The sequence below is a fragment of the Micromonospora eburnea genome (genome assembly GCF_900090225.1).
Lineage (GTDB): Bacteria > Actinomycetota > Actinomycetes > Mycobacteriales > Micromonosporaceae > Micromonospora > Micromonospora eburnea.
The window spans coordinates 1,960,373-1,982,981 of record NZ_FMHY01000002.1; the positions used below are offsets into that span (position 1 = coordinate 1,960,373).

Annotated in this window: 26 protein-coding genes; 15 read left to right on the top strand and 11 right to left on the bottom strand. The window is 73.3% G+C overall.

Going from position 1 to position 22,609, the window contains the following annotated elements; genetic code table 11:
* Positions 1-51 precede the first annotated feature (51 nt).
* The 4 genes from GA0070604_RS09270 to GA0070604_RS33890 all read right to left on the bottom strand — a co-directional run bounded on the left by GA0070604_RS09270 (position 52) and on the right by GA0070604_RS33890 (position 2,990).
* The gene (locus tag GA0070604_RS09270; protein ID WP_091117330.1) at positions 52-1,095 is read right to left on the bottom strand and encodes an AraC-like ligand-binding domain-containing protein; all 1,044 of its coding nucleotides are present in this window, start codon (positions 1,093-1,095) and stop codon (positions 52-54) included.
* 130 nt (positions 1,096-1,225) lie between these two features.
* Complete coding sequence (locus tag GA0070604_RS09275) at positions 1,226-1,729, bottom strand: hypothetical protein (RefSeq protein WP_091126997.1); 504 nt, start codon at positions 1,727-1,729, stop codon at positions 1,226-1,228.
* A 92-nt stretch (positions 1,730-1,821) separates the two neighbouring features.
* On the bottom strand, positions 1,822-2,772 hold the full coding sequence (locus GA0070604_RS09280; protein ID WP_091117332.1) for a TIGR03557 family F420-dependent LLM class oxidoreductase: 951 nt from the start codon (positions 2,770-2,772) through the stop codon (positions 1,822-1,824).
* Between the two features lie 95 nt (positions 2,773-2,867).
* Complete coding sequence (locus tag GA0070604_RS33890; protein WP_279615678.1) at positions 2,868-2,990, bottom strand: hypothetical protein; 123 nt, start codon at positions 2,988-2,990, stop codon at positions 2,868-2,870.
* Positions 2,991-3,129: 139 nt separating this feature from the next.
* Here GA0070604_RS33890 and GA0070604_RS09285 point away from each other — a divergent pair, with 139 nt between their 5' ends.
* Positions 3,130-4,641 carry a glycoside hydrolase family 3 protein gene (locus GA0070604_RS09285; protein WP_091117335.1) on the top strand — a complete coding sequence of 504 codons (1,512 nt, stop codon included), beginning with the start codon at positions 3,130-3,132 and terminating at the stop codon, positions 4,639-4,641.
* 42 nt (positions 4,642-4,683) lie between these two features.
* Here GA0070604_RS09285 and GA0070604_RS09290 read toward each other — a convergent pair whose 3' ends face one another.
* Positions 4,684-4,971: a GNAT family N-acetyltransferase gene (locus GA0070604_RS09290; RefSeq protein WP_091117337.1), complete on the bottom strand. Its 288-nt coding sequence runs from the start codon at positions 4,969-4,971 to the stop codon at positions 4,684-4,686.
* A gap of 84 nt (positions 4,972-5,055) precedes the next feature.
* Here GA0070604_RS09290 and GA0070604_RS09295 point away from each other — a divergent pair, with 84 nt between their 5' ends.
* The 5 genes from GA0070604_RS09295 (at position 5,056) to GA0070604_RS09315 (ending at position 7,323) form a co-directional block, all read left to right on the top strand.
* Positions 5,056-5,421 (top strand): hypothetical protein, encoded by a 366-nt coding sequence (locus GA0070604_RS09295; protein WP_091117339.1) that lies wholly within the window; start codon positions 5,056-5,058, stop codon positions 5,419-5,421.
* Positions 5,422-5,758: 337 nt separating this feature from the next.
* Positions 5,759-6,193 carry a phage holin family protein gene (locus tag GA0070604_RS09300; RefSeq protein ID WP_091117341.1) on the top strand — a complete coding sequence of 145 codons (435 nt, stop codon included), beginning with the start codon at positions 5,759-5,761 and terminating at the stop codon, positions 6,191-6,193.
* Positions 6,190-6,564: a DUF3618 domain-containing protein gene (locus tag GA0070604_RS09305; RefSeq protein ID WP_091117344.1), complete on the top strand. Its 375-nt coding sequence runs from the start codon at positions 6,190-6,192 to the stop codon at positions 6,562-6,564. Before GA0070604_RS09300 ends, GA0070604_RS09305 begins: the two co-directional genes overlap by 4 nt.
* The gene (locus GA0070604_RS09310) at positions 6,561-6,833 is read left to right on the top strand and encodes a DUF4235 domain-containing protein (protein ID WP_091117347.1); all 273 of its coding nucleotides are present in this window, start codon (positions 6,561-6,563) and stop codon (positions 6,831-6,833) included. The genes GA0070604_RS09305 and GA0070604_RS09310 overlap by 4 nt, the downstream gene beginning before the upstream one ends.
* A gap of 286 nt (positions 6,834-7,119) precedes the next feature.
* Positions 7,120-7,323, top strand: coding sequence for a cold-shock protein (locus tag GA0070604_RS09315; RefSeq protein WP_007075740.1), 204 nt, complete (start codon positions 7,120-7,122; stop codon positions 7,321-7,323).
* A gap of 89 nt (positions 7,324-7,412) precedes the next feature.
* Here GA0070604_RS09315 and GA0070604_RS09320 read toward each other — a convergent pair whose 3' ends face one another.
* Positions 7,413-7,610 (bottom strand): hypothetical protein, encoded by a 198-nt coding sequence (locus GA0070604_RS09320; protein ID WP_091117350.1) that lies wholly within the window; start codon positions 7,608-7,610, stop codon positions 7,413-7,415.
* Positions 7,611-7,701: 91 nt separating this feature from the next.
* A complete protein-coding gene (locus GA0070604_RS09325) occupies positions 7,702-8,685 on the bottom strand; it encodes an aldo/keto reductase (protein ID WP_091117353.1) in 984 nt (327 codons plus the stop codon).
* Positions 8,686-8,769: 84 nt separating this feature from the next.
* On the opposite strand from GA0070604_RS09325, the gene GA0070604_RS09330 reads away from it, so the two are divergent.
* Entirely contained in the window at positions 8,770-9,558 is a 789-nt protein-coding gene (locus GA0070604_RS09330; protein ID WP_091117355.1) for a trans-aconitate 2-methyltransferase, read from the top strand.
* A gap of 3 nt (positions 9,559-9,561) precedes the next feature.
* A complete protein-coding gene (locus GA0070604_RS09335) occupies positions 9,562-10,584 on the top strand; it encodes an adenosine deaminase (RefSeq protein ID WP_091117357.1) in 1,023 nt (340 codons plus the stop codon).
* A gap of 295 nt (positions 10,585-10,879) precedes the next feature.
* Here GA0070604_RS09335 and GA0070604_RS09340 read toward each other — a convergent pair whose 3' ends face one another.
* Together GA0070604_RS09340 and GA0070604_RS09345 are read right to left on the bottom strand one after the other, a co-directional pair.
* On the bottom strand, positions 10,880-12,265 hold the full coding sequence (locus GA0070604_RS09340) for a HAMP domain-containing sensor histidine kinase (protein WP_091117360.1): 1,386 nt from the start codon (positions 12,263-12,265) through the stop codon (positions 10,880-10,882).
* A 29-nt stretch (positions 12,266-12,294) separates the two neighbouring features.
* Positions 12,295-12,984: a response regulator transcription factor gene (locus GA0070604_RS09345; protein WP_091117363.1), complete on the bottom strand. Its 690-nt coding sequence runs from the start codon at positions 12,982-12,984 to the stop codon at positions 12,295-12,297.
* Between the two features lie 73 nt (positions 12,985-13,057).
* Between GA0070604_RS09345 and GA0070604_RS09350 the strand changes: the two genes are divergently transcribed.
* The 4 genes from GA0070604_RS09350 to GA0070604_RS09365 all read left to right on the top strand — a co-directional run bounded on the left by GA0070604_RS09350 (position 13,058) and on the right by GA0070604_RS09365 (position 17,310).
* Entirely contained in the window at positions 13,058-13,981 is a 924-nt protein-coding gene (locus tag GA0070604_RS09350; RefSeq protein ID WP_091117365.1) for an ADP-ribosylglycohydrolase family protein, read from the top strand.
* 170 nt (positions 13,982-14,151) lie between these two features.
* The gene (locus GA0070604_RS09355; protein ID WP_377593362.1) at positions 14,152-14,340 is read left to right on the top strand and encodes a GntR family transcriptional regulator; all 189 of its coding nucleotides are present in this window, start codon (positions 14,152-14,154) and stop codon (positions 14,338-14,340) included.
* 245 nt (positions 14,341-14,585) lie between these two features.
* Entirely contained in the window at positions 14,586-16,598 is a 2,013-nt protein-coding gene (thrS, locus tag GA0070604_RS09360) for a threonine--tRNA ligase (protein WP_091117371.1), read from the top strand.
* 154 nt (positions 16,599-16,752) lie between these two features.
* On the top strand, positions 16,753-17,310 hold the full coding sequence (locus tag GA0070604_RS09365; RefSeq protein WP_091126998.1) for an HIT family protein: 558 nt from the start codon (positions 16,753-16,755) through the stop codon (positions 17,308-17,310).
* Between the two features lie 36 nt (positions 17,311-17,346).
* Here the strand turns inward: GA0070604_RS09365 and GA0070604_RS09370 are convergent, their stop codons facing one another.
* On the bottom strand, positions 17,347-17,793 hold the full coding sequence (locus GA0070604_RS09370; protein WP_091117374.1) for a hypothetical protein: 447 nt from the start codon (positions 17,791-17,793) through the stop codon (positions 17,347-17,349).
* Positions 17,794-17,871: 78 nt separating this feature from the next.
* Between GA0070604_RS09370 and GA0070604_RS09375 the strand changes: the two genes are divergently transcribed.
* Entirely contained in the window at positions 17,872-18,504 is a 633-nt protein-coding gene (locus tag GA0070604_RS09375; RefSeq protein ID WP_091117377.1) for a CG0192-related protein, read from the top strand.
* Positions 18,505-18,609: 105 nt separating this feature from the next.
* Here the strand turns inward: GA0070604_RS09375 and GA0070604_RS09380 are convergent, their stop codons facing one another.
* Entirely contained in the window at positions 18,610-20,769 is a 2,160-nt protein-coding gene (locus tag GA0070604_RS09380; RefSeq protein WP_091117380.1) for an elongation factor G-like protein EF-G2, read from the bottom strand.
* 250 nt (positions 20,770-21,019) lie between these two features.
* On the opposite strand from GA0070604_RS09380, the gene pgsA reads away from it, so the two are divergent.
* Positions 21,020-21,640: a phosphatidylinositol phosphate synthase gene (gene pgsA / locus GA0070604_RS09385; RefSeq protein WP_091117383.1), complete on the top strand. Its 621-nt coding sequence runs from the start codon at positions 21,020-21,022 to the stop codon at positions 21,638-21,640.
* Complete coding sequence (locus tag GA0070604_RS09390; protein ID WP_091117385.1) at positions 21,637-22,572, top strand: phosphatidylinositol mannoside acyltransferase; 936 nt, start codon at positions 21,637-21,639, stop codon at positions 22,570-22,572. The genes pgsA and GA0070604_RS09390 overlap by 4 nt, the downstream gene beginning before the upstream one ends.
* Positions 22,573-22,609: the final 37 nt, after the last annotated feature.

Sequence of the window (22,609 nt, forward strand, 5' to 3'; positions counted from 1 at the left end):
GCGGTCCCCCGATACCAGTGGGTCGTGTCGGTCTCCCGGCCTGGCCCGCAATCAGTATGTCGGCTCCGGGTTGACCAGGGACGCCGGTGTGTTGACGATGCGTGCCCGTTCCAGGTGCTGCGCCCGGTACGCCTGTGGCGTGGCCTCGTGCGCGGCCCGGAACGCCCGGCTGAAGTGCGCCTTGTCCCGGAACCCCCAGCGCGCGGCGATCGCCTGGACGGGCAGGTCCCGCAGGGCCAGGTCGGTGAGGTCGCGGCGGCAGCGTTCCAGGCGTTGGTCCCGGATGTACGCCGCGACGGTGGTCTCCTCCGTCTCGAAGAGCCGGTGCAGCGACCGGACCGAGATGTGGTGTGCCTCGGCGATGAGCTGGGGGGTCAGCGCCGCGTCGCCCAGGTGCTGGCGGATGTGGGCGCGCACCTGGGCCAGCAGCGCGCGCCGGCGTACCTCGGTGGGCACCGCGTCCACCGAGACCAGATGCCGGCCGAGCATGGTGGAGAGCAGGTCCAGACCGACCCCGCCCAGCCGCTCGGCGTCCACGGCGTGGTACTGCTCGGGATTGCCGGTGAGCTGGATGAGGTAGTTGGACAGCAGCGCCCCGATCCCCTCGGTGCCGGACATCCGGCCGGCGAACAGCGGGGCGAGCCGGCGGTTGGGCAGGGGCAGCGCGTCGTACGGGACGAAGGCGACGATCGAGCTGACGGATTCCCGCCTGTTGTCGTCGCCGTGGTGGCTGAGTTCCTGCGGGCGGGCGCAGTCGTAGAAGGTGAAGTCGCCGGGGCGGCAGACGCCGCGCTGCCCGTCCTGGTCCGCGATGCCGGTGCCGGTCAGGGTCAGCGCGAGCAGGTAGTAGTCAGCTTCGGAGCGCTGGATCAGCTTCCGGGTCCGGATCCCGTCCAGCGAGGGGTAGCGGTGGCGGACCAGCTGTATCGGTCCCAGGTCGAGGAACTCGGCCCGCGCGACGAAGTCGTCGGCGTGCTCGGTGCGGATCCGCATGAGCGCGGGCGTGGCGGCGAGCATGTCCAGCCATGCCCCGAACCGGTCGCGCGGGGGCACGGGCGCCGTGTCGAAGACCTGTCGCTTCAGCGTTGCGTCCATTGCCGGCCCCTGTGCTCGTCCTAATCGCGGATGACGCCCCACGGGCGCGCGTGGCGGCAGCCGTGGGGCGTCGGGCATCCGTCATCGACGGCCATGATCACTTCTGTTGCCCGGGTGTGCGGATCCGGGGTCAGTCGTTCAGCACCCGGGCGAGCCGGTCCCGGAAGCGCCGCTCCGAGTCGCTGACCACGTCGCCGCCGAGACCCAGGATGCCGCCGCTGGGGGCCGCGCCGACCACCTGATCGGCGATCTCCACCAGCCAGTGCCGGTACGCGCCCGCCTGTCCCTCGTCCACCTTGCCGGCCAGCAGGGCTGACGCCTTGGTGGCCCGGTCGAGCACGTCGTCGATCACCGCCTGCGGGTCGGCGGGCGCGACGACGGGCAGCTCCGCGCCGATCTCCGGGTCGCCCACCCGCGAGACGACCTCACCGGCCACGGCGGCCACCAGGGGGCTCGCCGACTCGCGTCCCGTGGCGATGGCCTCCAGCCCGGCGGCGCTCTCGGCCATGGTGCGTCGGGTGCCGTCGGACTCGGCCGCGCTCGCCGCGTTCACGACGGACTGCGGCAGTCCGACCAGCAGACCCCACTCCTCGTCGGAGAAACCGAACCCGGTGTACGCCGGCTGCTCGATCACGATCAAGCCCCTCTCGCCTGGTCGTCGTTGTCGACGGGCACCACGTCGGTGCCCGGGTCAGGCTAACGTGGTGGACCTGAGGCGGCATCGGGTCAACCCAGCCGGGGCAGCACCTCGCGCTGGTAGAGGTCGAGCAGGCCCTGCCAGTTGGGCCCGGTGTTCGTCACGTAGACCTCGTCGAAACCGGCCTGGGCGTACCTGTCGATCATCTCCAGGTGGGCGTCCGCGTTGTTGCCGCAGACGAAGAACTCCTTCATCGACTCCGGCCGCACCAGTTGCGCGGCCTGCTCGAAGTGCCGCGGCGACGCCAGCACCCGGGCCAGCTCGCCCGGCAGGCCCTCGTTCGGCCACTTCTCGTACGCGAGCCGCACGCCCTCTTCCTCGCTGTCGGCGTACGCCGCCTTGAAGCCGGCCTGGCACGGCTTGTCGCCGCCGCCGTTGTCCCGGAACCGGCGGACCATGTCGGCGTCCGGTCGGGTGCTGATGTAGCCGTCGCCGATCCGGGCCGCCAGGTCGATGGACTTCGGGCCGAAGCCGGAGACGTAGATCGGCGGGGGAGTGTCCGGGAGGGTGTAGATCCGGGCGTGCTGGACGGTGTAGTGCTCCCCGTAGTGGTTGACGAAGCGGCCCCGCCACAGCTTGCGCATCACCTCCACCGCCTCCTCCAGCATGCGCAGCCGGACGTCGGTCTGCGGCCAGGGGCCGCCGAGGATGTGTTCGTTCAGCGCCTCGCCGCTGCCGACGCCGAGCACGAACCGGCCGGAGTGCAGGACGGCGCTGGTGGCGGCCGCCTGGGCGATCAGCGCCGGGTGCAGGCGCACCGTGGGGCAGGTGACCGCCGTGGTCACCGGCAGCGAGCAGACCTGGCTCAGCGCCCCGATGGTCGACCAGACGAAGGGGCTCTGGCCCTGGGCGTCGACCCACGGGTGGTAGTGGTCGGAGATCCACAGTGCCGCGAACCCGGCCCGCTCGGCGGCACGGGCCTGCGCCAGCAACTCCGCCGGGGCGTACTCCTCGCTGGACAGGAAATAGCCGATCCGCATCGCTCCCCCTCGCCGCGTCCGTGGCCGGACGTCCGTCCGGCTGACGACAGCCGTACCCGGGAAGGTGGCGGCCCGAACGCCGGCGCGGCGTGCGATCAGCGGCGGAACATCGCGCGGATCGCGATCAGCAGGAGCAGGCCACCGACCACCAGGCCGAGCAGGCGTACGCCGGGGATGTCCGCGGCGGTGGTGGCGTCGGCGAGCAGCGTGGGGGACATGCTCGCACTCTCGCACGGCCGGTCCGGGTGCGCCAGGCGCTAACAGTAAGGATTGTTGACTATTTCCGGGTGTGGTGTGAACAATGGCAGCACCGCCGCAGGCGGCCGGCCGTGGGGAAAGACGGGGGTACGACAACGCATGAGCGAGCGCAGCGAGCGAATCTCGGGAGCGACCGGAGACCTGGCGGCTCTCGCCGCCGCCGTCCTGCAACCCGGGTTCGTCGGCACCACCCCGCCGTCCTGGGTGCGCCGGTGGCTCGGCGAGGGGCTCGGCTCCGTGGTCCTCTTCGCCCGCAACATCGTCGACCACGACCAGGTCGCCGCCCTCACCGCGGTCCTGCGGGCCGAGCGGCCCGACGTGATCGTCGCGATCGACGAGGAGGCGGGTGACGTCACCCGCATCGAGTCGGCCCGGGGCAGCTCGCGGCCCGGCAACTTCGCCCTCGGCGTGATCGACGACGAGCGCCTGACCGAGGAGGTCGCCCGCGACCTCGGCACCGAGCTGGCCGCCCTCGGGATCACCCTCGACTACGCCCCGGACGCCGACGTCAACTCCGACCCGGCCAACCCGGTCATCGGGGTCCGCTCGTTCGGCGCCGACCCGGCCCTGGTCGCCCGGCACACCGCCGCCTGGGTGCGCGGGCTCCAGGCCGGCGGGGTGGCCGCCTGCGCCAAGCACTTCCCCGGGCACGGCGACACCCACGTCGACTCCCACCACGACCTGCCCCGCATCGACGGCGACCGGGCCCGGCTGGACGCGGTCGAGCTGGCCCCCTTCCGGGCCGCGGTGGCCGCCGGGGCGCAGGCGGTGATGACCGGGCACCTGCTGGTGCCGGCGCTGGACCCGGAACTGCCGGCCACTCTCAGCCCCCGCGTCCTGGGCGGCCTGCTCCGCGAGGAGCTGGGCTTCCCCGGGGCGGTGGTGACCGACGCGGTGGAGATGCGGGCGGTCACCGACCGGTACGGCTTCGCCGGGGCGGCGGTCCGCGCCCTCGCCGCCGGGGCGGACGCGATCTGCGTGGGCGGTGAGCGGGCCACCGAGGCGGACGTGATCGAGCTGCGCGACGCCATCGTCGCGGCGGTGCTCGCCGGCCAACTGCCCGAGGAGCGGCTGGCCGAGGCGGCGAAGCGGGTCGGTCAGCTCGCCGCCTGGACCGTCGCCACCCGCGCCGGCCGGCCGGCCGTCGCCCGCCCGGGTGACGGATCGGCGGTCGGGCTGGCCGCCGCCCGCCGGGCCCTGCGGGTGGTCGCCGGCCGGGCCGGGCTGCTGCCGCTGGCCGGCCCGGCGCACGTGGTGGAGTTCGTCCCGCCCCGCAACATCGCGATCGGCGCGGAGACCCCGTGGGGGATCGCCGCTCCGCTGACCGAGCTGGTGCCCGGCACCACCACCGTCCGGTACGCCGCGGACGACGTCGTCGTCGACCCGGCTGCCCCGGCGGCCGGCCGCCCCCTCGTGCTGGTGGTGCGGGACCTGCACCGGCACCACTGGATGCGGGAGGCGGTGGCTCGTGCCCTGGCGGCCCGCCCGGACGCCGTGGTGGTCGAACTCGGCGTTCCCGAGCTGGTCACCGGTGCGGTGCACCTGGCCACCCACGGCGCCACCCGGGCAGCCGGGTACGCCGCCGCCGAACTCCTCACCGGCGCACGGTGAACGGCCGCTCGGCGAGGCGACGCCACGCGGCCCGGCGGCGGTTCACGGCTCGGCGACCACCAGGTCGGCGTACTCGGGGTGGCGCTCGATGAACGCCGCCACGAAGGGGCACTTCGGCACCAGCCGGTCGCCACGCTCGCGGAGCTGGTCCAGGGTGCCCCGGACCAGCGCCGCGCCGACGCCCATGCCCCGGTAGCGCTGGTCCACCTCGGTGTGCGTGAAGACCAGCAGCCCGCCGCGTGGCTGGTACGCGGTGAACCCGGCCAGCGCGTCATCGACCAGGATCTCGAAGCGGCGCTTGGCGGGGTTCTCCTCGACCAGGAAGCTCACCGGGCCATTGTCTCCCCGGAGCCGGCCGGCCGGTCCGGTTCGGCCGGCAATCGGTCCACCTCCTCGCCTCGTACCCTTGGCCGGGTGACGAACCGACGCCTTTCCCCCTCGTCGACCTCCACCCGCCGCGCCGCCGGCCTGCTGGCCGGCCTCGCGCTCGGTGCCGCGCTGCTGGCCGGATGCAGCTCGGAGGGTGCCTCCACCGACTGTGGCCTGGACGCCTGCACGGTCACCTTCGACCGCGGTGTCGAGGCCCGCGCCAGCATTCTCGGCGTCGAGGCGAAGTTGGTCGGGGTCCAGGACGACCAGGTCACCGTGGAGGTGGCCGGGGAACGGCTCTCGCTCACCCTCGGCCAGCAGGCCACCGAGGCCGGCGGCTTCCAGGTGACCCTGGACAGCCTCACCGACCAGCAGGTCGCGGTGCGGGTGGCCCGGAACCCGAACGGCTGAGCGGGAAGTCCGCCCCGGCGGGAGATCGTGCCGCCAGGTCACCCACCCGGAACGCTGCGCGACGGTCGGGGTGCCGGGAACGGCGTGACGCCGGTCGGGACCGCGATCCGTCGGGCCGGTCGCGCTGTCGGGCCGGTCGCCGTCGTCCGTCGCGGGACATTCGCGTCGGCTGCGTTTGTTCCGCCGATTTCGGGGGATCTGCTGCGCACGCCCCGGTTCCGGTCCGCCTCGGGCGGCCGGGCGTCCGGTGGTGCGCGGCCGGGCGTGACCGCTCCGCACAGGATTGACGGGCGGTGACTCCGGGCATACAGCGCGGTGATGAGGAAGGGAGGACAGCATGGCTGACGTCGCAAGTCGCAGCACGTCCCGGACCGGGAACGAGCCGTCCACCACGGAACTGGTGCAACGGGCCGCCGAGCAGGCCACCCGCCTGGTGCGGGACGAACTGGCGCTGGCCCGGGCGGAACTGACCCGCAAGGGCAAGCAGGCGGGGATCGGAATCGGTCTGCTCGGCGGCGGCGGGATGATGGCCTTCTTCGGCGCCGGCGCGGGGGTCGCCACGGTGATCCTGCTGCTGGCGCTGGTGCTGCCCGCGTGGCTGGCCGCGCTGATCGTGTCGGTGGCCCTCTTCCTGCTCGCCGGGCTCCTCGCCCTCGTCGGCAAGCGACAGGTGAGCCGTGCCGTCCCACCCGTGCCCGAGGCGACGGTCCGCAGCGTACGGGCGGACGTCGACACGGTCACCGCCGCGATGAGGGACGGGAGGCGGTCATGAGCGGCAACGGGACCGGGGACGTGGAGGCACTCCGCGAGGAGATCCGCCGGACCCGGGTCGAACTGGGTGAGACGATGGAGCTGTTGGCCGCCAGGGCCGATGTCAAGGCCCGGCTGCGGGAGTCCGCCGCGCAGGCGAAGGGCCGGATGCGTGAACAGGCCGCCCAGACCATGGCCCGGGTGCGCGGGCAGGCGTCGGGGAAGGCCCGGTTCGCCCGCGAGCAGGCGGCCGGGAAGGCCCGCCTCGCCCGGGCACAGGCCCAGGGGAAGGGCGCGACGGTCCGAGGTGGCCCGATACCGTGGGCGGTGGTCGCGGCCGGCGCGGTGGCGACCGTGGTGGTGCTGCTGATCGTCCGTGGGAGGCACAGGTGAGCAACAAGGTCGGCAAGGCCGCGTACAAGCCGGTCGGGGTGCTGCTCGGTCTGGCCGCCGGTACGGTCGCCGGGGTCATCTTCCGGCAGGTCTGGCGGGTCACGGCGGGCGACGGGGAGGCGCCCAGCGCCACCGACGAGAACCGGCGCTGGGGCGAGATCCTGGCCGCCGCCGCGTTGCAGGGCGCGATCTTCGCGGTCGTCCGGGCCGCCGTGGACCGCGGCGGGGCGATCAGCGTACGCCGGCTCACCGGGCACTGGCCCGACTGATCCCGCGCGCGAACAGGGCCTCTTCCCGCCGCGGGAAGGGGTCTTTCGCATGGCCCCGCCGACCCGGCCAGTGGACCCGTCGCGACCGTTCAGGTCACATGTCGGAGAATTTCGTCGGGTAGGCTGTGCAGAGTTTTTGCGTACGTGGTTTGCTGTCTCACGCTGTTGAGAGACGCGTGGGTTGAGAGAAGTCTCCTTTACCGGGGGCCGCCTCAGGCGCCGCTGCTCGAAAACGGCCAATCGGCCGCACGGCGTGCTCGGCCGCCAGTTTTAGAAGGAGATACACATGGCGCAGGGAACCGTGAAGTGGTTCAACGCTGACAAGGGCTTCGGCTTCATCACCGTCGATGGCGGGGGTGCTGACGTGTTCGTCCACTTCTCGGCCATCCAGACCAGCGGCTACCGCACGCTGGAGGAGAACCAGCGGGTGGAGTTCGAGATCGCCCAGGGTCAGAAGGGTCCGCAGGCCGAGCAGGTCCGCCCCATCTGAGCATGGCGCCGGCCCACGCCGGTCGCCGCGCAGCCCCGCGTCCCGTTCCGGGAGGCGGGGCTTTCCGCATTCACCGGTGATCCTCGACCTCAGCCACGGCCGCGCCGGGCCCGCAGACCGAAATAGAGCGTGACGAGTCCGATCAGGACGACGACCGGGCCGACGACCGCCCAGATCCGATGGCCGGTCATCACGCTGTCGCCCGCGTAACCCAGCCCCTGCACGGTCCAGAGCGCCCCCAGCACGACGGCCAGCAGCCCCAGGGTGAGCCGGAACCAACCCCTCATCGTTCCCCCTCCACCGACGGGCACCTGACTCCAGCATGCCCCCGGGAGCCGACCGGCGACGGCGCCGCGCCGACCGGCCCCCGGGCCCGGATCACCAGCGCTCGTGTACCTGCGGCCGGATCAGCTCGTCGTACGTCTCGCGGACGGCGGCCAGCTCCGCCCGGGACAGCGGCGGCAGGTCGGCCGTGGTGGCGTTGCGTCGCGCCTGCTCGGCGTCGCGGGCGCCGGGGATAACCACGGTGACGCCGGGCTGGTCGAGGATCCAGCGCAGCGCGAACTGGGCCATCGTCCGGCCGTCGCCGACCAGCGGCGCGAGCCGGCGTACGGCGGCCAGGCCGAGGTCGTAGTCGACCCCGGAGAACGTCTCGCCGACGTCGAAGGCCTCGCCGTGCCGGTTGAAGTTGCGGTGGTCGTTCGCCGGGAAGGTGGTGTGCTCGTCGTACCGGCCGGAGAGCAGACCACTGGCCAGCGGCACCCGGGCGATGATGCCCACCCCGGCCGCCGACGCCGCGGGCAGCACCCGGTCGAGCGGCTTGAGCCGGACCGCGTTGAGGATGATCTGCACGCTGGCCACGCCGGGCCGGGCGATGGCGGTGAGCGCCTGGTCGCAGGTCTCGACGCTGACCCCGTACCCGGCGACGCGCCGCTCGGCGACCAGGGTGTCCAGCGCGTCGAAGACCCGGTCGTCGGCGAAGACCTCGGTGGGCGGGCAGTGCAGCTGCACCAGGTCGAGGGTGTCCACGCCAAGGTTGGCCCGGGAGCGGTCGGTCCAGGCCCGGAAGTTGTCCAACGTGTACGCCTCCGGCGTCTGTGGCACCCGCCGGCCCATCTTGGTGGCCACGGTCAGCCCGTGCCCGGGGCGCTCGCGCAGGAACCGGCCGATCAGCCGCTCGCTGCGCCCGTCGCCGTACACGTCCGCGGTGTCCAGGAAGGAGACGCCGGCGTCGACCGCGGCGGCGAGCACGTCCAGGGCCGTGCTCTCGCTGACCTCGCCCCAGTCGCCGCCGAGCTGCCAGGCGCCGAGTCCGACGATGCCCACGTGCCGGCCCAGCCGGTCGAAGCTGCGCTGTTCCATCCCGGCAGCTTAGTGATCGGCTTGCCGGCGGGCGCGCCGGGTCGTACCGTTTAGCAAAACGTACGTACGGTTTTGGAGGCTGTCATGTGGGACCCGACCACCTACCTGCGCTACGGCGACGAGCGCTCCCGCCCCTTTTACGACCTGGTCGCCCGGGTCCCGGCCGAACGCCCCCGAGCCGTGGTGGACCTCGGCTGCGGCCCCGGCACGCTCACCGCCACCCTCGCCGGGCGGTGGCCGCAGGCCCGGCTGAGCGGGATCGACTCGTCCCCGGAGATGATCGCCCGGGCGACCGCCCTGGACACTCCGGCCACCTTCGCCGTCGGCGACGTACGGTCCTGGCGCCCGGAGCCGGACGTGGACGTGGTCGTCTGCAACGCGGTGCTCCAGTGGGTGCCCGGCCACCGGGAGCTGCTCACCCGCTGGGCCGCCACGCTGCCGGCCGGCGCTTGGCTGGCCGTCCAGGTCCCCGGCAACTTCGACGCCCCGTCGCACCGGGCGCTGCGTGCGGTCGCCGGGCGTGACCGGTGGCGGGAGACGGTAGCCCCGCTGCTGCGCGAGGCGCCCGTCGACGATCCGGTCGACTACGCCGCGCTGCTGGTCGGTGCCGGCTGCGCGGTCGACGCCTGGGAGACTACCTACGTGCACCTGCTCCCGGCCGCCGCCGGCGCGGACCACCCGGTGCTGGCCTGGATGGAGGGTACGGCGCTGCGCCCGGTCCGGGCCGCGCTGGATCCGGCCGGCTGGGCCGATTTCCGCGCCGAGCTGGAAATCCGACTCGCGCAGGAGTACCCGGTGCGGCAGGGTCAGGTGTACTTCCCGTTCCGCCGGATCTTCGCGGTGGCCCGCACCGGCGCCCGCGCTGAGGAGTGACCAGTGATCGACCCGTCCGCCTTCATCGCCGGACTGCCCAAGGTGGAGCTGCACGTGCACCACGTCGGCTCCGCCTCGCCCCGGATCGTCGCCGAGCTGGCCGCCCGGCACGAGGGACGCAGCCCCGTCCCGGCCGACCCGGAGGCGCTCGCGGACTACTTCGCGTTCCGCGACTTCGCCCACTTCATCGAGATCTATCTCAGCGTCGTGGACCTGATCCGCGACCCGGAGGACGTCTGGCTGCTCACCCACGAGGTGGCCCGGGAACTGGCCCGCCAGCAGGTCCGGTACGCCGAGCTGACCGTCACGCCGTACTCGCACGTGAACCGGGGGATCCCGGCGCCGGCGTTCTGCGAGGCGATCGAGGACGCCCGCAAGCGGGCCGAGGCGGACTTCGGCATCGCGCTGCGCTGGTGCTTCGACATCCCCGGCGAGGCGGGGCTGCCGGCCGCCGAGGAGACCCTGCGGATCGCGCTGGAGGAGCGGCCGGACGGGCTGATCAGCTTCGGCCTGGGCGGCCCCGAGATCGGGGTGCCGCGACCGCAGTTCAAGCCGTACTTCGACCAGGCCCGGGCCGCGGGGCTGCGCTCGGTGCCGCACGCCGGCGAGACCACCGGCCCGGAGACGATCTGGGACGCGCTGCGGGAGCTGGGTGCGGAGCGGATCGGCCACGGCATCTCGGCCGCGCTCGACCCCGAGCTGCTCACCCACCTTGCCGAGCGGCGGATCCCGCTGGAGGTCTGCCCCACCTCCAACGTCCGCACCCGGGCGGTGGCGACCCTCGACGAGCACCCGCTGCGGCAGCTCGTCGAGGCCGGGGTGCTGGTCACCATCAACTCCGACGACCCGCCGATGTTCGGCACCACCCTCAACGACGAGTACGCCGTCGCGGCCCGGCTGCTCGGTGTCGGTCCGGACGGGCTCGCCGGGCTGGCCCGGGCCGCGGTCACCGCGTCCTTCCTGGAGCCGGTCGAGAAGGCCCGGATCAGCGGCGAGATCGACGCGTACCTGGCGAGTGCCGGGTGACCGAGGTGTACCCGGCGGGTCCGGTGTCCTGACCGGGCCGACCCGCGCCGGACGGCCGGGCATGGCCCGGAGGCGGCGAGGCGGAGGAGTGGCGCGCGGCGGGAGCAAGGTGTGGGGGACCGAGGACTCCCGCCGCGCGCACTGATCCCGTCGGTCGAGGGTGTTACCGGGGCGTTCCGACCGACGGAACTGATGGGTTCGGAAGCGATCCTGACAGCCGGTCGGGCCGGCGTGGCGGTTGTTAACCCAGATCTAAGGAAGACTTGCGCCAGGCCACAGCAAAGGCCGGGCGAGGTCAGCGCGGCCGGGGCAGGCGGCGGCTCTTGTGCTCCCGGCCGTCCCGTGCCATCCGGCCGACCAGGCCGAACCGGTTGACCTGCCGGGGCGTCGCCTCCGGGTCGGCCAGCAACATCACCACGCTGGCCCCGCCGAGCCGGGCCTGGTCGATGCTGACCGACCCGTTGGCCTGCAACGCGACCCGCCGGGCGATGTCGAGCCCGAGCCCGGTGGAACCCTGGTCGCTGGCGCCCCGGCACAGCGCCCGATCCGGATCGGCGATGCCCGGGCCGGCGTCGTCGATGCGGATCGCCACCCAGCCGTCCCGCCGGCTGACCGCCACCTCGAACGCGGTGCCCTGGGGCGTGTAACGGAAGACGTTGCCGATCACCGCGTCGAGCGCGGCGGCCAACTCGGCCCGGGGCACCGGCGCCGGGATGCGTAGCTGAGCCCCGACGACCCGATGCGGCCGGTTCTGGTCACCCGCGAGGGCCGACCAGAAGACCATCCGCTCCCGGACCACCTCGCTCACGTCGCACGTCGCCGGTCCGGTCTCCTGGCTGACCGCCTTGCGGGTGGTCTTGATCAGCTGGTCGACCTCGCCCTCCAGGGTGACGATGGCCTGACGGATGCGCCGGATGCCGCGCCGGCGGTCGAGTTCCGCCGCGCTGAACGTCCCGATGCTGGTGTCGTCGGACTCCAGCGCCTCGGCGTCCAGCCGCAGCGCGGTCAGCGGCGTACGCAACCGGTGGGACAGGTCCGCGACGAGTTCCCGCTCGTCGGCGCGGAGCGCGACCAGCCGCTCCGCCATCCGGTTGAACGCGTGCCCGGCCTCGGCCAGCTCCCGCGGGCCGGTCGGCTCGACCCGCACGCCCAGTTCGCCGTCGCCGATCGCGAGGGCCGCCTTGACCAGCTCGCCGGTGGCGTCCACGGCGCGCGCGGCGACCCGGTCGACCACGATCACCACGGCCGCGACCAGCGCCGCCGCCACCGTGAGCAGCAGCAGCCACCGTCGGCCGGAACCCTCGTCGAGCACCCGGTCGGGGACGAAGACCTCCACCACGGCGACCTTGTCGCCGAGCAGCACCGGGTCCAGCCGGAGCACGCCGCCGGGCACGTCGGTGACCAGTGACCGCCGGTCGGCGCCGGCCCGGGCCAGCGCGGCAGGGTCGGCGTGACCTCCGGACTCGTCACCGCCGATGCCGTGTACGACCGGCCGCAGCGCCGGGTCGTCGTCGCTGGCCGCGACCGCGCGTTGGACGACCTCCGGGTCGGTGCTGACCGCGAGCGCGCCGGTGACCAGGGCGCTGCGTCGGGCCGCGTCGGCCAGCTTGTCGTGCCGCGACTGGTCGCCGAGGGTGAGCCCGAGCGGAATGAGGAAGGCGAGCGCGACGAGGGTGCACATGCCGGCCGTGAGCCAGGCCAGCGCGGGCCTCAGTCCGGCGCCACCAGCCGGAAGCCGACCCCCCGCACGGTGCGCAGGTAGCGCGGCTTCGCCGCGGACTCGCCCATTTTGCGGCGCAGCCAGTAGAGGTGAACGTCGATTGTCTGGTCCTCGCCGACCGACGGCTGCCGCCATACCTCCTCCAAGAGTTCCCGCCGGGACACTACCCGGCCGGGACGTGCGGCGAGATACGCCAGCAGGTCGAATTCCTTGCGGGTCAGCGCCAGCGGCTGCCCGTCCAGCACCGCGCTGCGCTCACCCACGTCCATCCGCAGCCCGCCGACGGTGTGCACCGCCGGCTGGACCGTACGGCTGGCCCGGCCCGCCCGGCGCAGCACGGTGGTGATCCGGGCATCCAGGTGGGCCCCGGTGAACGGCTTGACCATGTAGTCGTCGGCGCCCGCCCGCAGCAGCCGCACCACGGACTGCTCGTCGTCCCGGGCGGTGGCGATGATGATCGGCACGTCGGTGATCCCGCGCAGCATCCGCAGCGCGTCCGAGCCGTCCAGATCGGGCAGGCCGAGGTCGAGCACGACCAGGTCGGGGGTCTCGGCGGCGACCCGGCGCAGTGCGTCCAGCGCCGTACCGACGGCGTGCACGGCGTGCCCCCGGTCGGTGAGGGACCGCAACATCGCGCCGCGTACGACGTGATCGTCTTCGACCAGGAGCACGGTGGCCACGTCAAGACGGTACTCGGGGTGGCAAGTTGATCGCGTTGCGGCAGTTGAGGGAACCGGGCAAGCTGGGACGACGATGACGTTCACGCTGTTCCCCGACACCCGCCTGGCGCTCGCCCGGGACGCCCTCGCCGGCCTCTCGGTCGGTGACGCGCTCGGTTCCCAGTTCTTCGTACCGGGCCGGCGCCCGGCCGATCTCGCCGCGGGCCGGCTACCGGCGCCGCCCTGGCAGTGGACCGACGACACCGAGATGGCCTGTTCCGTGGTGGCCGCGCTGGGCGAGGCGGGACGGGTCGACCGGGACGCGCTGGCGCTCGCCTTCGCCGAGCGCTGCGAGCCGTACCGTGGCTACGGCCCGGGGGCGGTGGTCATCCTGCGGATGATCCGCACCGGTACGCCGTGGCCGGTGGCCGCCGCGTCCGCGTTCGACGGGCAGGGCTCCTGCGGCAACGGCGCCGCGATGCGGGTCGCCCCGCTCGGCGCCTGGTACGCCGACTCGACCCGGCGCGCCGCCGACCAGGCCCGCGCCTCCGCCGAGGTGACCCACGCCCATCCGGAGGGGATCGCCGGTGCGGTCGCGGTGGCGGTCGCCGCCTCCCTCGCCGCCCGGGCCCGGCTGGACGGGGGCCGACCCGAGCCGGCCCGGCTGCTCGGCGCGGTGGCCGGCGCGCTGGACCCGGGCGGCGAGCTGCACCGGGGCGTACGCCGGGCCGTCGCGCTGCTCGGCCACTCGGCGGCGGTGGCCGCCGACGCGCTCGGCAACGGCTCCCGGGTGACCGCGCAGGACACCGTCCCGTTCACGCTCTGGGTGGCCGCCACCCACCTCGACGACTATCCGGCCGCGATCCGCGTCTGCGTCGAGGCGGGCGGGGACGTCGACACCACGGCGGCCATCGTCGGCGGGGTGGTCGCCGCGTACGCCGGGGTCGGCACGCCGGGCGGCGTCCCCGAGGGCTGGCTCGCCGCCCGCGAGCCGCTGCCGGACTGGCTCCCCGCCTGACCGCCCCGCCCTCCACAGGATCCGTCCGGCGGGCCGTCGTGCGGGTGGGATTTCCTTGGCCAGCCCGTGTGGCCTGCCCTGTTCGGCCGCTACGAACTTGATGACGTGAGTGAATCGCCGGGTAGCCCGCTCACCACCGGCCGCCGTTGGCCCGCCAGGTCTGTGCCGGGGTGAGCCAGCCGGCCCGCCCGACCTGTTCCCCTCAACGGCTCCTCTGCCAGGAGCACGGAGTCTCGACCATCGTCGTCCGCCAGGCAATCTTCGCGCTCAGGACGGAGGGCCTGGTCGAGGGTGTCAAAGGCGTTGGCGTGTTCGTCGCCGAGCGGTTGCCGGGCGCCTCCGACAAGCCCGACCGCTAGAAGCCCGTGTTGCCACGCCGGGTTCCGGAGCGGCGACGTGGCGGTGCTCGGGCCGCCTGGTGAATCGTCTACGCCATCAGGTTCGTAGCGTCTGTGGGCCCATGTCGACGCTCACCGGACACCCGCCTGCGACGTGGTCGGACGGTCAGCCGAGCCGAGCGGCTGTCACCACAGCGGTACGGGACCGATAGCATCGCAGGGGCCGGTACCCGGCACCTTTGAACCCATCGACGACAGGAGTCACCGTGTCCGCACCCCGTACCCCCGTCGTGGCCGACCCCGTCGTCGTCGCCGCCGGGACGACGGCGGCCGACGCGGTGGCCGCGGCCGGGCTGCCCACCAACGGCCCGAAGGCCGTCGTGGTGGTCCGCGACCCGCAGGGCCAGCTGCGCGACCTGGACTGGAAACCGGCCGAGGAGACCCCGGTCGAGCCGGTCGCCCTCGACTCGCCGGACGGGCTGAACGTGCTGCGGCACTCCACCGCGCACGTGCTCGCCCAGGCCGTGCAGGACGTCTTCCCCGAGGCGAAGCTCGGCATCGGCCCGCCGATCGAGAACGGCTTCTACTACGACTTCCAGGTCGACAAGCCGTTCCAGCCGGACGACCTGGCGAAGCTCGAGAAGCGGATGCAGGAGATCATCAAGTCCGGTCAGCGGTTCCGCCGCCGCCGGTTCGGCAGCCTGGACGAGGCCCGGGGCGAGTTGGCCGCCGAGCCGTTCAAGCTGGAGCTGATCGAGGTCAAGGGGGAGGGGCTGGACTCCTCCGAGGTGATGGAGGTGGGCGGCGGCGAGCTGACCATCTACGACAACCTCGCCGCGAACGAGGACAAGGTCTGCTGGTCGGACCTGTGCCGCGGCCCGCACCTGCCGAACACCCGGCTGATCGGCGCGTTCAAGCTGATGCGCTCGGCCGCCGCGTACTGGCGGGGGTCGGAGAAGAACCCGCAGCTCCAGCGGGTGTACGGCACGGCGTGGCCGACCCGGGACGAGCTGAAGGCATACCTGAGGCTGCTGGAGGAGGCCGCCCGGCGCGACCACCGCAAGCTCGGCGCGGACCTCGACCTGTTCAGCTTCCCTGACGAGATCGGCTCGGGCCTGGCGGTCTTCCACCCCAAGGGCGGCGTGCTCAAGCGCGTGATGGAGGACTACGTCCGGACCCGCCACATCGAGGAGGGCTTCCAGTACGTCGGGACCCCGCACATCTCGAAGGAAGGTCTCTTCCACACCTCGGGCCACCTGCCCTACTACAAGGACACGATGTTCCCTCCCATGGAGATGGAGGGCAGCGACTACTACCTCAAGGCGATGAACTGCCCGATGCACAACCTGATCTACAGGTCGCGCGGGCGGTCCTACCGTGAGCTGCCGATGCGGCTGTTCGAGTTCGGGTCGGTGTACCGGTACGAGAAGTCGGGCGTCATCCACGGGCTGACCCGGGTGCGCGGCTTCACCCAGGACGACTCGCACTCCTACTGCACGCCCGAGCAGGCGCCGGCCGAGATCAAGCACCTGCTGGGCTTCGTGCTCGGCCTGCTGAAGGACTTCGGCATCGACGACTTCTACCTGGAGCTGTCGACCCGCGACGAGTCCCGGCCGGACAAGTTCGTCGGCTCGGACGAGGACTGGGCGACCGCGACCGCGGTGCTGGAGCAGTGCGCCCGGGAGACCGGGCTCGACCTGGTGCCGGACCCGGGCGGCGCGGCCTTCTACGGCCCGAAGATCTCGGTGCAGGCGAAGGACGCCATTGGCCGCACCTGGCAGATGTCGACGATCCAGTACGACTTCAACCAGCCGAAGGGCTTCGGGCTGGAGTACCAGGCGAGCGACGGCAGCCGGCAGCAGCCCGTCATGATTCACTGCGCCAAGTTCGGGTCGATCGAGCGCTTCATCGGCGTGCTCACCGAGCACTACGCCGGGGCGTTCCCGGCGTGGCTCGCCCCGGTGCAGGTGGTCGGCATCCCGATCCGCGAGGACCACACCGACTACCTCCAGGAGTTCGTCACGACGCTGCGCGCCGAGGGGATCCGGGCCGACGTCGACGCGGGCGACGACCGGATGCAGAAGAAGATCCGCAACGCCCAGCAGCAGAAGATCCCGTTCATGGTGATCGCCGGCGACGACGACGTGGCCGCCGGCACGGTGTCCTTCCGCTACCGGGACGGCTCGCAGCGCAACGGCGTACCGGTGGCCGAGGCGGTCGCCCACGTGCTCGACGTGGTCAACTCCCGGACCAACTCGGGGCCCTCGGCCGAGAGCTGAGCCCCGGCCCGGCCGTGGGCCGGCGTGACCTGCCGCGAACGGTGGTGCCCCGGCATCGGGACACCACCGTTCGCCGTGTCCGATGCCCGGCACGGCGGCGAACCCGACCAGCCACCCCGGCTCGGCGAAGCGCGGTGACCGTAGGATCGGCGGTGTGACTGGGGCGGATCGGCACTTCGACAGCGGCACCGACAACGGTCTGGCGGACGGGCTGGAACGGCTCTGGACGCCACACCGGATGACCTATATCTCCGGCGAGGACCGGCCCGCGGGCGGCTACGAGAAGCCCGCTGGCTGCCCGTTCTGCCTCGCCCCTGGCCTGCCCCCGGACGAGAGCCTGGTGGTCGCCCGGGGCGAGCACGTCTTCGCGGTGCTCAACCTCTACCCGTACAACCCGGGCCATCTGCTGGTCTGCCCGTACCGGCACGTCGCCGACTACACGGAGTTGGACGCGCCGGAGACCGCCGAGCTGGCCGCGTTCACCAAGGACGCCATGCGGGTGGTCCGCCAGGTCTCCAACGCGCACGGCTTCAACCTGGGCATGAACCAGGGCGGCGTGGCCGGTGCCGGCATCGCCGCCCACCTGCACCAGCACGTGGTGCCCCGGTGGGGTGGTGACGCCAACTTCATGCCGGTCATCGGCCGGACGAAGGTGCTGCCGCAGTTGCTCGCCGACACCCGGGACCTGTTCGCCAAGGCCTGGCCGGCCTGATCCGGCCCGGCCGGTCCGTGCGTGGTCGCGGTGGCGTCAGCGCGGCCGGCCACGGCCGCGGGCCGGCCGCCGCTCGACCATCCGGTCGGCATGCCGGGCGATCCAGAGGCAGACCCCGGCGAGCGGCAGTTCGACCAGCGCGGCCAGCAGCACCGACACCACCAGGTCGGGCCCGGTCGCGGCGGTCGTCACGTCGAACCAGGCGTCCACCACCAGCATGGTCGCGGTGCCGGTGGCGGCCAGCACCACCTGCCGGTTTCCCCGGTACGCGCACCAGGCGGTCAGCGAGAGCAGCGCCGCCAGCCCCAGGTCGAACCCGACCCAGGCGGCCCGGTAGTGCGCGCTCACGGCGTGCCGGGGCAGGGTCAGCGCGAGGTAGCCGGCCCACGGCAGGGTGAGCAGGGCCAGCGCCACGAAGGTGGGTGCCACCCAGCGCGGCAGCGGCTCGCTCGCCCGCTCGGTTTCGTCCGCCGTGGTGCTCATCGCTCCTCCAGGTCGCGGTGTGTCGCTGCCAAGATCGGCAGACCACGGAGCGCCCTCATCGACAGTACGATCTCGCGTATGGCTCTGCTGCACCGCGCGGAATTGCGCCCGTCGAAGCTTGACCTGCTCGCCGCCTGGGTCCCCGGCCGGCCGTGGTTCGCCGGGTCGGCGGCCGCCGGCCTCACCCGGGTGGGGGCCTTCCGCTTCGACGACCCGGCCGGCGAGGTCGGGATCGAGACCCTGCTCGTCCGGGCCGGGGACGGGCCGGTCCTACAGGTGCCGCTGACCTACCGGGGCGCCCCGCTGCCCGGCGCCGAGCAGTGGCTGGTCGGCACCACCGAGCACTCCGTGCTGGGCCCACGCTGGGTGTACGACGCCTGCGGCGACCCGGTCTACCCGCCCGCCCTGGCTGCCGCCGTACTCGCCGGTGCCGGCCAGGCGGAGGAGTACTTCGAGGTGGACGGCCGGCGCGAGGTCCGCGCGTCGGACACGAGCGTGACCGGCAGCCGGGTCGACGGGTTCGAGCCGCCGGTGGTCGGCGCGCCCTGGGCGGTGGTCGACGGCGATCCCACCCTGATCCGGGCCGATCAGGTCGAGTTGGCCCTGGTCCGGCGGCCCGCCCCCGCCGTGTCCGCCTCGGGCCCCTGTCTCGCCGCCACCTGGCCCGGCCAACCCACCCCTCTCCCGCTGGCCTACGCCACCTCCCACTAGGGCCACCAGATCCCGCCGCGTCCGGCACGTGATCCACTCCAGGTGCGGCATGTGGGGGTATCCGTCCTGCGGAAGACCACCACATGCCGCATCCTGCGTCGCCCGTCAGGAGTGGGTGTGTTCCTTGCGGAGCTGTTCGGCGAGGTGGGCCGGCATGGGTTCGTACCGGGCGAACTCGCGGCGGAAGGCGCCGGTGCCGGCGGTCATCGAGCGCAGCTCGACCGCGTACCGGAGCAGTTCGGTGGCGGGCACCTCGGCACGGACCAGGGTGCGCCCCTCGGCGTCCGGATCCGGCTCGGTGCCGAGCACCCGCCCGCGCCGGCTGGAGAGATCGCCCATCACGGCACCCACCGACGGGTCGGGCACCCGGATGGTCACCTCGTCGACCGGCTCCAGCAGCGTCGGCTGGCCCTTCTCGGCCGCGTCGCGCAGCGCCAGGGCCCCCGCGGTCTGGAACGCCGCGTCGGAGGAGTCGACGCTGTGCGCCTTGCCGTCGAAGAGGGTCACCCGCAGGTCCACCACCGGGGAGCCGGCGACCAGGCCGCGTTCCATCTGCGCCCGGACGCCCTTCTCCACCGACGGGATGTAGTTGTGCGGGACCGCGCCGCCGACCACCTTGTCGACGAACTCGAAGCCGGCGCCGCGGGGCAGCGGCTCCACCTCGATGTCGCAGACCGCGTACTGGCCGTGGCCGCCGGACTGCTTGACGTGCCGGCCGTGCCCCTTCGCGCCGACCGTGAACGTCTCGCGCAGCGCCACCCGGACCGGCTCGGTCTCCAGCTCCACGCCGCCGGCGCGTAGCCGGTCGAGCACCACGTCGGCGTGCGCCTCGCCCATGCACCAGAGGACCAGCTGGTGGGTCTCGGCGTTGCGCTCCAGCCGCAGCGTCGGGTCGCCGGCCACCAGCCGGGCCAGGTTACGGGCCAGGGAGTCCTCGTCGGACCGGCTCTTCGCCACGACCGCCACCGGCAGCAGCGGCTCCGGCATCTCCCACGGGGCGATGAGCAGCGGCTCCTCCTTGGCGGAGATGGTGTCGCCGGTCTCCGCGCTGCCCGACTTGGTGATCGCGCAGATGTCACCGGCGACGGCGGCGGGTACCTCGCGCAGCGCCGCGCCGAGCGGGCTGTAGAGATGACCGACCCGCTCGTCGGCGTCGTGGTCGGCGTGGCCCCGCTCGGTCATGCCGTGTCCGGACACGTGGATCACCTGGTCGGGGCGGAGGGTGCCGGAGAAGACCCGGACCAGGGAGACCCGCCCGACGTGCCGGTCCACGGTCGTCTTGACCACCTCGGCGACCAGCGGGCCGTCCGGGTCGCAGTCCAAGGGCGGCCGCGGCGAGCCGTCCACCCCGGTGACCGCCGGCAGCTCGTGCTCCAGCGGCGACGGAAACGCCGTCACCAGGCCGTCGAGCAGCACGTCCAGGCCGACCCCGGTCTCCGCGCAGACCGGTACCACCGGGTAGAAGTGGCCCCGGGCCACCGCCTTCTCCAGGTCGGTGACGAGCACCTCGGTGTCGATCTCCTCGCCGCCGAGGTAGCGGTCCATCAGGGTCTCGTCCTCGCTCTCCGCGATGATCCCCTCGATCAGCTCGTTGCGCGCCTCCGCGATCGCGGGCAGGTGCTCGGGGTCCGGTTCCCGTACCGCCGCCGGCAGCCCGGCCGAGTAGTCGGAGACCCGGCGGGTGATCAGCCCCATCAGGCCGACGACCGACACGCCGTCGTCGCCGAGCATGGGCAGGTAGAGCGGAAGCACGTTGTCGCCGAAGACCCGCTGGCAGAGCGCCACCGCCTCGTCGAAGTCGGCGCGCGGGTGGTCCAGCCGGGCCACCGCGACCGCACGCGGCATGTCGACCGCGGCGCACTCCTCCCAGAGCGCGGCGGTGGCCGCGTCCATCCCGTCGACCGCCGAGACGACGAACAGCGCCGCGTCGGCGGCCCGCAGACCGGCCCGCAGCTCGCCGACGAAGTCGCCGTAGCCGGGGGTGTCCAGGAGGTTCACCTTGACGTCGCGGTGCAGCAGCGGGGCGCAGCACAGGCTCACCGAACGCTGCTGGCGTACGGCGGCGGGGTCGTGGTCGCAGACCGTGGTGCCGTCGGTGACGGTGCCGGCGCGACCGATCGTGCCGCTGGCCGTCAGCAACGCCTCGACCAGCGTGGTCTTGCCCGCCCCGGAGTGCCCGACCAGCACCACGTTGCGAACCCTGCCGGGCTCGGTCACCACCGGCGCGCCGCCGGTGACACCCTTCTCCTGATTTTTCTGCGCCATCGCGGCGCACCTCCCTCAGCCGGTGGTGGTGGACCGCCGCGCGCGACGGGGAAGCGGGCCCGGGCGGGTGCCGCGGCGATATCCTCCGGTGGTCTCCTGAACGGCGGGTTCGCGGACGGGTGGTTCGGTGAGCTGGCTCACCTCCCACGCTCGATCTCACACCCGTTACCGACCCCGCACAAGGGCCGTCGGCCCTTCGAGCCGACCAGCCGTGCCGTCGTGCGCGTCGGGCCGTTATCGTGGGACCGCCATGGCGAAGATCTTCCAAGTAACGGCCCGGGCGGGCATGGCCCGCGTCGTGGAGCCGGTCGCGCGCGGTCTGCTCCGCGCCGGCGTGTCCCCCAACGCGGTCACCGTGACCGGCACCGTCGGCGTGCTCGTCGGCGCGCTCGGCTTCGGCGCCCGCGGCCACCTGGTCGCCGGTGCGCTGATCGTCACGGTCTTCGCGCTCACCGACCTGCTCGACGGCACGATGGCCCGGATGAGTGGTGGTTCCACCCGGTTCGGCGCCTTCCTCGACTCGAGCATGGACCGGGTCGCCGACAGCGCCGTCTTCGGCGCGGTCGCGTACTGGTTGGCCACCGAGGGCAATCATGCCGGGGTGGCCGCCGCGCTGCTCTGCCTGGCCGCCGGCGGGCTGGTCTCCTACGTCAAGGCCCGCGCCGAGGGGCTGGGCATGACCTGCAAGGTGGGCATCGCCGAGCGCACCGAGCGGCTGCTGATCGTCGGGGTGGGCGGTCTGCTCACCGGCCTCGGCGTCGACCTGGCGTTGCCGATCGCGCTCTGGCTGCTCGCCGCCGTCTCGATCTTCACGGTCGGGCAGCGCATCGTCCACGTGTACCGGCAGGCGCAGCAGGTCGGCCACGAGTGAACCTCACCGAGCTGGGCTACGCCGCCGGCTGGCGGCTGGCCCGCACCCTGCCCCGGCCGGTGGTCGCCGCCGCCTTCCGGGCGGGCGCCGACCGCGCGTACCGCCGGGGTGGCCGGGGTACGGCCCAGCTCCGGGCCAACCTGCGTCGGGTGGTCGGCCCGGACCTGCCCGAGGCGGAGCTGGACGAGCTGGTCCGGGCCGGCCTGCGGTCGTACGCCCGGTACTGGATGGAGGCGTTCCGGCTGCCGTCGCTGAGCCGCCAGGAGATCCTCGCCGGGTTCCGCCTCGACGGCGCGGACAAGCTCGGCGCCGACGTGGCGTCCGGCCGGGGCGCGGTGATCGCGTTGCCGCACAGCGGCAACTGGGACGCGGCCGGCGCCTGGGTCGCGGCCACCGGCTGGCCGATCACCACGGTCGCCGAGCGGCTCAAGCCGGAGGCCGTCTACGAGCGTTTCCTCGCCTTCCGCCAGGGCCTGGGCATGGAGATCCTGCCCACCCACGGCGGCGAACGGCCGGCGTTCGAGGTGCTGGTCGACCGGCTCCAGGCGGGTACGGTGGTGCCGCTGCTCGCCGACCGGGACCTCTCCGCACGCGGCGTGGAGGTGGACTTCTTCGGCGGCCGGACCCGGATGCCGGCCGGCCCGGCGCTGCTGGCGATCCGGACCGGCGCGCCCCTCTACGTCACCACGATGTGGTACGAGTCGGACATCGCGCGCGCCGCCCTCGACGGCCCGCTGGAGTTGCCCGACCCGAGCAGCGGCTCGCTGGAGGTCCGGGTTCGGGTGCTCACCCAACGGATCGCCGACGGTCTGGCCGCGGGCATCGCCCGCCACCCGCAGGACTGGCACATGTTGCAACGGATGTGGCTGGACCAGCGGACCGGCGGCCCGGGCGCTGCGCCGCAGCCGCCGGCCACCACCGGGACGATCTGAGGAGGGCCGGCGATGAGCGCGAGGAGTGCAGCGCAGC

Coding starts and splice junctions, on each gene's coding strand:
- pgsA (WP_091117383.1), top strand. CDS start 21,020: ATGGCGAAGATCTTCCAAGTAACGGCCCGGGCGGGCATGGCCCGCGTC.
- GA0070604_RS33890 (WP_279615678.1), bottom strand. CDS start 2,990: ATGTCCCCCACGCTGCTCGCCGACGCCACCACCGCCGCGGACATCCCC.
- GA0070604_RS09375 (WP_091117377.1), top strand. CDS start 17,872: ATGGCTCTGCTGCACCGCGCGGAATTGCGCCCGTCGAAGCTTGACCTG.
- GA0070604_RS09370 (WP_091117374.1), bottom strand. CDS start 17,793: ATGAGCACCACGGCGGACGAAACCGAGCGGGCGAGCGAGCCGCTGCCG.
- GA0070604_RS09380 (WP_091117380.1), bottom strand. CDS start 20,769: ATGGCGCAGAAAAATCAGGAGAAGGGTGTCACCGGCGGCGCGCCGGTG.
- GA0070604_RS09330 (WP_091117355.1), top strand. CDS start 8,770: ATGTGGGACCCGACCACCTACCTGCGCTACGGCGACGAGCGCTCCCGC.
- GA0070604_RS09270 (WP_091117330.1), bottom strand. CDS start 1,095: ATGGACGCAACGCTGAAGCGACAGGTCTTCGACACGGCGCCCGTGCCC.
- GA0070604_RS09320 (WP_091117350.1), bottom strand. CDS start 7,610: ATGAGGGGTTGGTTCCGGCTCACCCTGGGGCTGCTGGCCGTCGTGCTG.
- GA0070604_RS09350 (WP_091117365.1), top strand. CDS start 13,058: ATGACGTTCACGCTGTTCCCCGACACCCGCCTGGCGCTCGCCCGGGAC.
- GA0070604_RS09285 (WP_091117335.1), top strand. CDS start 3,130: ATGAGCGAGCGCAGCGAGCGAATCTCGGGAGCGACCGGAGACCTGGCG.
- GA0070604_RS09340 (WP_091117360.1), bottom strand. CDS start 12,265: ATGTGCACCCTCGTCGCGCTCGCCTTCCTCATTCCGCTCGGGCTCACC.
- GA0070604_RS09280 (WP_091117332.1), bottom strand. CDS start 2,772: ATGCGGATCGGCTATTTCCTGTCCAGCGAGGAGTACGCCCCGGCGGAG.
- GA0070604_RS09325 (WP_091117353.1), bottom strand. CDS start 8,685: ATGGAACAGCGCAGCTTCGACCGGCTGGGCCGGCACGTGGGCATCGTC.
- GA0070604_RS09300 (WP_091117341.1), top strand. CDS start 5,759: ATGGCTGACGTCGCAAGTCGCAGCACGTCCCGGACCGGGAACGAGCCG.
- GA0070604_RS09305 (WP_091117344.1), top strand. CDS start 6,190: ATGAGCGGCAACGGGACCGGGGACGTGGAGGCACTCCGCGAGGAGATC.
- GA0070604_RS09315 (WP_007075740.1), top strand. CDS start 7,120: ATGGCGCAGGGAACCGTGAAGTGGTTCAACGCTGACAAGGGCTTCGGC.